Genomic DNA, 7,759 nt, shown 5'->3' with positions numbered 1-7,759 from the left:
GCGCCGGGCTTGCCGGCGATGGCGTAATCAACGCCGCCATCACCGGCAAACCGGCGCCTGCAGGGTTACGCAGAGGATTGAATGATGCGTACCTTCTTATGGGCTCTGCTGGCCTGCTGGTCGCTGAACGTGTTGGCCGAGCAGCCCGCCGCCAATGATCCCGTCGCGCTCCAGGCGCAGCTGCAGGATTACTATTTCGACGCTGCCCGCCGTGGCGACCTCGACATGCTCGACACCTTTATCGACTCCGGCTACAGCCTCAACACCCAGGATGAAAAGGGCTACACCGCGCTGATCCTGGCGGCCTACCACGGCGAAAGCGCCTACGTGGAGCGCCTGCTCGCGGCCGGCGCCGATGCCTGCGTGCAGGACAAACGTGGCAATACCGCGTTGATGGGCGCGATCTTCAAGGGTGAGCTGAAAATTGCCCAGCGCCTGCTGGCCACCGACTGCAATCCCGATCTACGCAACGGCGCCGGGCAGACGGCGGCCATGTATGCCGGGCTGTTCAAGCGCGTCGAGCTGCTGGATGCATTGAAAGCCAAGGGCGCCAACCTAGACGCCGAAGACCCGGCCGGCAACAGTGCTTCACGATTGGCCAGCGGTGAAATCCGGACCCCGGCGTCGCGCTGAGCTATCATCGCGGTTTTTCGGTTGGAGGTTCTCAAATGGCAAAGGCCAAGCGCATGTACGGCTGCACCGAGTGCGGCGCGACCTTTCCCAAGTGGGCCGGCCAGTGCACCGAGTGCGGTGCGTGGAACACCCTGACGGAAACCATGATCGAAAGCGGCGGCGCCGCAGCCCCCACCGGCCGCGCCGGCTGGACTGGGCAGCAGGCACAGATCAAGACCCTGGCCGAAGTCAGCGTCGAGGAAATCCCGCGTTTCTCCACGGCCTCCGGCGAGCTCGACCGCGTACTTGGCGGCGGCCTGGTGGACGGCTCAGTGGTGCTGATCGGCGGTGACCCGGGCATCGGCAAATCCACCATCCTGTTGCAAACCCTGTGCAGCATCGCCAGCCGCATGCCGGCGCTGTACGTCACGGGTGAAGAATCCCAGCAGCAAGTGGCCATGCGCGCCCGCCGCCTTGGGTTGCCCCAGGACCAACTGCGGGTCATGACCGAAACCTGCATCGAAAGCATCATCGCCACGGCCCGCATCGAAAAACCCAAGGTCATGGTGATCGACTCGATCCAGACGATTTTCACCGAGCAACTGCAATCAGCGCCGGGTGGTGTATCCCAGGTGCGCGAAAGTGCGGCGCTGCTGGTGCGTTATGCCAAGCAGAGCGGCACGGCGATCTTCCTGGTCGGCCACGTGACCAAGGAAGGCGCCCTGGCCGGGCCACGGGTGCTGGAGCACATGGTCGATACCGTGCTGTATTTCGAAGGCGAATCCGACGGTCGCCTGCGTTTGCTGCGGGCAGTGAAAAACCGCTTCGGCGCGGTGAATGAGCTGGGCGTGTTCGCCATGACTGACCGCGGGCTGAAAGAAGTCTCCAACCCATCGGCGATTTTTCTGACCCGTGCCCAGGAAGAAGTCCCTGGCAGTGTGGTGATGGCCACGTGGGAAGGCACCCGACCGATGCTGGTCGAAGTCCAGGCCTTGGTGGATGACAGCCACCTGGCCAACCCCCGTCGCGTCACGCTCGGCCTGGACCAGAACCGCCTGGCGATGCTGCTGGCGGTCTTGCACCGTCATGGCGGCATTCCGACTCACGACCAGGACGTGTTCCTCAACGTGGTCGGTGGGGTCAAGGTACTGGAGACGGCGTCCGACCTGGCGTTGATGGCGGCGGTGATGTCGAGCCTGCGCAATCGGCCATTGCCCCATGACCTGCTGGTGTTTGGTGAAGTCGGCCTGTCGGGCGAGGTCCGCCCGGTGCCCAGTGGCCAGGAGCGTTTGAAGGAGGCCGCCAAGCACGGCTTCAAGCGCGCCATCGTGCCCAAGGGCAATGCCCCGAAGGAGATGCCGCCAGGATTGCAGGTGATCGGCGTAACCCGCCTGGAACAGGCGTTGGATGCGTTGTTCGAGTAAGCACTGACCCCACTGGCAACCCTGTTCAATGTAGGCGCTGGCTTGCCTGCGATAGCGGTGGATCAGCTTGCACAACATTAGCAGGCACTCCGTTATGCAGGTCTGCGCGAACGGTCAGGTTTCCAGCAATGCCGCCAACTCGCGGTGCAGTTCCTCCTCATCACCGAGGTTCAACTCGATCAGCCGCCGCAGGTGGCTGATCGAATCCAGGTCAATGTGCTCGCACACAAACCCCAACTGCCCGTGATCGTCATGGGCCAGCCTGACCTGCATCTTTATATGCGCCTGTGGATCGAGGCGAATCTCCACGTCGAACGGCTCTGCGCGATTGCCCCGCCAGTCATCAGGGCGTTGCACCAACAAACCTTTGAGCGACAAATCCACCAGTTGCACCGGCCAATTCCAGCCGGCCTGTGCAATGGTGGTCCTGGCATCGAAGGCAATACGCCGGAAACGGCGGCGATCTGACGGCTGTTCACTCATGGTCAAACCCTCTGTGGATAAGGGGATTGTAGCCCTGCGCCATCATTGGGCTTTTATTTGTGCTTTTTTTGCCGTTGCAAGGCTCTAGACCAATGTAGGGGGGTGGTCTTTGAGGCCAACAGCGCTAAACTCGGGATGGCTGTCCTTTCTGTCCACCCTGGCTGGAATATAAAAATGAAAAATAATAATAGCCTGCTACGCCACCTACCCTGGCTGGTGCTGGCAATTGTAGGAGCGTGCGCCCTGGGCGTAGTGGCCTTGCGCCGCGGCGAGGCGATCAACGCCTTGTGGATTGTGGTCGCTGCTGTGGCCATCTACCTGGTTGCATACCGTTACTACAGTCTGTTCATCGCTAACAACGTGATGCAACTCGATCCACGGCGGGCCACCCCCGCAGTGCTCAACAACGATGGTCTGGACTATGTGCCGACCAACAAACACATCCTTTTCGGTCACCACTTTGCGGCGATTGCCGGTGCAGGTCCGCTGGTCGGCCCGGTATTGGCGGCGCAAATGGGCTATCTGCCGGGCACCCTGTGGCTGATTGCCGGGGTGGTGCTGGCCGGTGCGGTGCAGGACTTCATGGTCCTGTTCCTGTCCACCCGTCGCAACGGCCGTTCCCTGGGAGATATGGTTCGCGAAGAGATGGGCCGCATTCCGGGGACTATCGCGCTGTTCGGCTGCTTCCTGATCATGATCATCATCCTCGCGGTGCTGGCGCTGATCGTGGTCAAGGCCCTGGCCGAAAGCCCATGGGGCATCTTCACGGTCATGGCGACCATCCCGATCGCGATGTTCATGGGTGTGTACATGCGCTACATCCGCCCGGGCCGCATCGGTGAGATCTCGATCATTGGCGTGCTGTTGCTGCTGGGTTCGATCTGGCTGGGCGGGCAGATTGCCGCTGACCCGACCTGGGCCAAAGCCTTCACCTTCACCGGGATCCAGATCACCTGGATGCTGATCGGCTACGGTTTCGTCGCGGCGGTACTGCCGGTATGGCTGATCCTGGCGCCGCGTGACTACCTCTCCACGTTCCTCAAGATCGGCACCATCATCGCCCTGGCGATCGGCATCCTGGTCACCATGCCAGAGCTGAAAATGCCGGCCCTGACCCAGTTCATCGATGGCACCGGCCCGGTGTGGAAGGGCGGCCTGTTCCCGTTCCTGTTCATCACCATCGCCTGTGGCGCGGTCTCGGGTTTCCACGCGCTGATTTCCTCGGGCACCACGCCCAAGCTGCTGGATAACGAAGTCAACGCCCGTTACATCGGTTACGGCGCGATGCTGATGGAGTCGTTCGTGGCCATCATGGCCATGGTCGCGGCTTCCGTGATTGAGCCTGGCGTGTACTTCGCCATGAACAGCCCGGCCGCTGTGGTCGGCGGTGACGTGATGACCGTGGCGCAAACCGTCAGCAGCTGGGGCTTTGCGATAACGCCTGAGGCGTTGCAGGCCGTGGCCCATGACATCGGCGAGACCACCATCCTGGCGCGTGCCGGCGGTGCACCGACGCTGGCCGTGGGTATCGCGCAGATCCTGCACAGTGTGCTGCCGGGTGAAAACACCATGGCGTTCTGGTACCACTTTGCGATCCTGTTCGAGGCGTTGTTCATCCTCACGGCAGTCGACGCCGGCACCCGTGCCGGTCGCTTCATGCTGCAGGACCTGCTGGGTTCGTTCGTGCCGTCGCTCAAGCGCACCGAGTCGTGGACAGCCAACCTGATTGCCACCGCCGGTTGTGTGGCGATGTGGGGGTACCTGCTGTACCAGGGCGTGATCGACCCACTGGGCGGCATCAACACCTTGTGGCCGCTGTTCGGTATCTCCAACCAGATGCTGGCGGGTATCGCGCTGATGCTGGCGACCGTTGTACTGATCAAAATGAAACGCCAACGCTACATCTGGGTGACCATGCTGCCGGCCGTATGGCTGCTGATCTGCACCACCACCGCAGGCTTCATCAAGCTGTTCGACGCCAACCCGGCGATCGGCTTCCTGTCGCTGGCGAAGAAGTACAGTGATGCGCTGGCCAACGGCCAGATCCTGGCCCCGGCCAAGAGCGTCGACCAGATGCAGCACGTGATCTGGAACGCCTACACCAACGCAACGCTGACAGCACTGTTCCTGTTCGTGGTATTCAGCATCCTGTTCTATGCGCTCAAGGTCGGCGTCGCCGCCTGGGGCAACAAGGAACGTACGGATAAAGAAGCCCCGTTCCAGGCCGTACCGGACGCGTAAACGAGGATTGCAGCCATGTTCAATGACATCAGTCGCCTCGGTAAATACCTCGGTCAGGCCGCGCGCCTGATGGTCGGCATGCCCGACTACGACACCTACGTCGAGCATATGCAAACCAAGCACCCGGACAAACCGGTGATGGACTACAAGGCGTTCTTCCGGGAACGCCAGGAAGCCCGTTACGGTGGCAAGGGTGGGCCTAAGTGCTGTTGAGTTAACGCAATATCCCTGTGGGAGCCGGCTTGTGTGGGAGCTGGCTTGCCTGCGATAGCATCACTTGGGTGTCACTGATACACCGAGGTGCTTGCATCGCGGGCAAGCCCGGCTCCCACATAGGCCTGCTCCCACATTTGTTTTGTGTACCTTCAATTTCAAGGAGAACTGTCTTTGTCCTCTCCCATCCCCGTCACCGTCCTCAGCGGCTTCCTCGGCGCCGGCAAGACCACCTTGCTGCGCCATCTGCTCAAGGCCGAGCACGGCTTGAAAATCGCCGTGATCGAAAACGAATTCAGTGACGCCGGAATCGATACCCAGCTGTTGGGTACAGAACCGGTGCAAGTCATGACCCTGTCCAACGGCTGCGTGTGCTGCACCATCCACACCGACCTGACCAAAGCCCTGTACCTGCTGCTGGAACGCCTGGACAGCGGCGAGATCGCCTTCGACCGCCTGGTGATCGAGTGCACCGGCCTGGCCGATCCGGCGCCGGTGGCGCAGACCTTTTTTATCGATGAAGAACTGCGTGAGCGCTACATCCTCGACGGCATCATCACCCTGGTGGACGCGGCGCATGCCGAGCACCACCTGACCCAGACCATCGCCCAGGCCCAGATCGGTTTTGCCGACCGCCTGCTGGTGAGCAAGCGTGACCTGGTGGACGACGCCACCTTCGAGGCCCTCAGCGAGCGCCTGACCCGCATCAACCGCCGCGCGCCGATTCGTGTGGTGGACCATGGCGCCATCGACCTGGCCGAGTTGCTCGATGTCCGCGGCTTCAACCTCAACGCCGGCATGAGCCTGCGCCCGGTGAGTGCGGCGCCGTCCATCGACCGTATCTCCAGCCTGGTGCTGCGCACCGAACATCCGCTGGATATCGACCGCCTCAGTGAGTTCATGAATGAGCTGCTGGAAGACCACGGCAAGCAGCTGCTGCGCTACAAGGGCGTGCTGAACATTGCCGGAGAGGACCGGCGCATGGTGTTCCAAGGCGTGCTGAAGCTCTACGGGTTCGATTGGGACACCGAGTGGGCCGAGGGCGAGGTGCGCGAGAGTGTGATTGTGTTTATTGCCGATGAGTTGCCCGAAGACAAAATCCGCGAAGGGTTTGCACGGGTTTACCAATCCTGATCGTTCCCACGCTCTGCGTGGGAATGCAGGTCAGGACGCTCCGCGTCCCAAAGCGTGACGCAGAGCGTCACAAGAGGCATTCCCACGCGGAGCGTGGGAACGATCAGCCACAAAAAAGCCCGGCTCTTGAGCCGGGCTTTTTCATTCAAGCAACTGCAATCAAGCGCCGTAGACCGGCAGCTTCTTGCAGATGGCCTTGACCTTCTCACGGACCGCGTCGATCACGGCTTCGTTGTTCAGGTCTGCCAGGATGTCGCAGATCCAGCCGGCCAGTTCCTTGCACTCTGCTTCTTTAAAGCCACGAGTGGTCACAGCCGGAGTACCGAAGCGCAGGCCGGAGGTGACGAACGGCGAACGTGGGTCGTTCGGCACGGAGTTTTTGTTCACGGTGATGAAGGCTTTGCCCAGGGCAGCGTCAGCATCTTTACCGGAGATGTCCTGCTTGATCAGCGACAGCAGGAACAGGTGGTTCTCAGTACCGCCGGAAACCACGTCGAAGCCGCGTTCGATAAACACGCTGGCCATGGTCTGGGCGTTCTTCACCACTTGTTGCTGGTAAGTCTTGAACTCAGGCTGCAGGGCTTCCTTGAAGCAGATCGCTTTAGCTGCGATCACGTGCTCCAGCGGGCCACCCTGGGCGCCCGGGAAGACGGCGGAGTTCAGCTTCTTCTCGATGTCGGCGTTGGCGCGCGCCAGGATCAGGCCGCCACGTGGACCGCGCAGGGTCTTGTGCGTGGTGGTGGTCACGACGTCAGCGTAAGGCACTGGGTTCGGGTAGACGCCAGCGGCGACCAGACCGGCTACGTGAGCCATGTCGACGAACAGGTAGGCGCCGACTTTGTCAGCGATCTCACGGAAGCGTGGGAAATCCAGGATCTGCGAGTAGGCAGAGAAACCGGCCACGATCATTTTTGGCTTGTGCTCGACCGCCAGGCGCTCGACTTCGTCGTAGTCGATCAGGCCGTTGGCATCGATACCGTATTGAACGGCGTTGTACAGCTTGCCCGAGGAGGAAACGCTGGCGCCGTGGGTCAGGTGACCGCCGTGGGCCAGGCTCATGCCCAGGATGGTGTCGCCGCCTTGCAGCAGGGCCAGGTACACGGCGCTGTTGGCTTGGGAGCCGGCGTGTGGCTGGACGTTGGCGTAATCGGCGCCGAACAGTTCCTTGGCACGGTCGATGGCCAATTGCTCAACCACGTCGACGTACTCGCAACCGCCGTAGTAGCGCTTGCCTGGGTAGCCTTCGGCGTACTTGTTGGTCAGAACCGAGCCTTGAGCCTCCATCACCGCAGGGCTGGTGTAGTTTTCCGAAGCGATCAGCTCAATGTGCTCTTCCTGGCGCACGGCTTCTTGCTCCATGGCGGCGAAGAGATCGGCGTCGTACTTGGCAATAGTCAAATCACGGCTGAACATGGCGGTCCTCAAGGATCGGGGGCAGAAAAGGAGGGCATTCTAACCCAATGGGTTTTAGATGGCATATGAAAGGACATCATGTCGCGGACAAGCGGGGCTCATCTGGGGATAGGTGGTGTTTGTTCGGGCCCCTTCGCGAGCAAGCCCGCTCCCACATTCAATCGGGTTCCTTCAGGTGGAATACGGTCGAATGTGGGAGCGGGGTTGCTCGCGAAGAGGCCATCCGCATCACCGGAGGG

Annotated in this window: 7 protein-coding genes; 5 read left to right on the top strand and 2 right to left on the bottom strand. The window is 61.4% G+C overall.

All coding sequences use genetic code 11. The features are described from left to right. The first annotated feature begins 84 nt into the window (after nt 1–84). Nucleotides 85–633 (top strand): ankyrin repeat domain-containing protein, encoded by a 549-nt coding sequence (locus tag QMX97_RS30860; RefSeq protein WP_282398170.1) that lies wholly within the window; start codon nt 85–87, stop codon nt 631–633. 35 nt (nt 634–668) lie between these two features. After that, nucleotides 669–2,036, top strand: coding sequence for a DNA repair protein RadA (gene radA / locus QMX97_RS30855; RefSeq protein WP_053137919.1), 1,368 nt, complete (start codon nt 669–671; stop codon nt 2,034–2,036). A 114-nt stretch (nt 2,037–2,150) separates the two neighbouring features. Here radA and QMX97_RS30850 read toward each other — a convergent pair whose 3' ends face one another. Then, on the bottom strand, nt 2,151–2,519 hold the full coding sequence (locus QMX97_RS30850) for a PilZ domain-containing protein (RefSeq protein WP_106802582.1): 369 nt from the start codon (nt 2,517–2,519) through the stop codon (nt 2,151–2,153). Between the two features lie 174 nt (nt 2,520–2,693). Between QMX97_RS30850 and QMX97_RS30845 the strand changes: the two genes are divergently transcribed. From QMX97_RS30845 to yjiA, 3 genes are all read left to right on the top strand, one after another. Continuing rightward, complete coding sequence (locus QMX97_RS30845) at nt 2,694–4,760, top strand: carbon starvation CstA family protein (RefSeq protein ID WP_065910199.1); 2,067 nt, start codon at nt 2,694–2,696, stop codon at nt 4,758–4,760. A gap of 15 nt (nt 4,761–4,775) precedes the next feature. Then, nucleotides 4,776–4,973, top strand: a complete 198-nt coding sequence (locus QMX97_RS30840) for a YbdD/YjiX family protein (protein WP_003194308.1) — start codon at nt 4,776–4,778, stop codon at nt 4,971–4,973. A 174-nt stretch (nt 4,974–5,147) separates the two neighbouring features. Next, nucleotides 5,148–6,107, top strand: a complete 960-nt coding sequence (gene yjiA, locus QMX97_RS30835) for a GTPase (RefSeq protein ID WP_282398169.1) — start codon at nt 5,148–5,150, stop codon at nt 6,105–6,107. Nucleotides 6,108–6,266: 159 nt separating this feature from the next. Here the strand turns inward: yjiA and glyA are convergent, their stop codons facing one another. After that, entirely contained in the window at nt 6,267–7,520 is a 1,254-nt protein-coding gene (glyA, locus tag QMX97_RS30830; protein WP_065910203.1) for a serine hydroxymethyltransferase, read from the bottom strand. Between the last annotated feature and the right edge of the window lie 239 nt (nt 7,521–7,759).

The sequence above is a fragment of the Pseudomonas sp. PS01298 genome (assembly GCF_029959745.1).
In the GTDB taxonomy this organism is placed as follows: domain Bacteria; phylum Pseudomonadota; class Gammaproteobacteria; order Pseudomonadales; family Pseudomonadaceae; genus Aquipseudomonas; species Aquipseudomonas aylmerensis.
The sequence above is the reverse complement of the archived record's forward strand: the minus strand, read 5'-3'. Positions and strand labels throughout refer to the sequence as shown.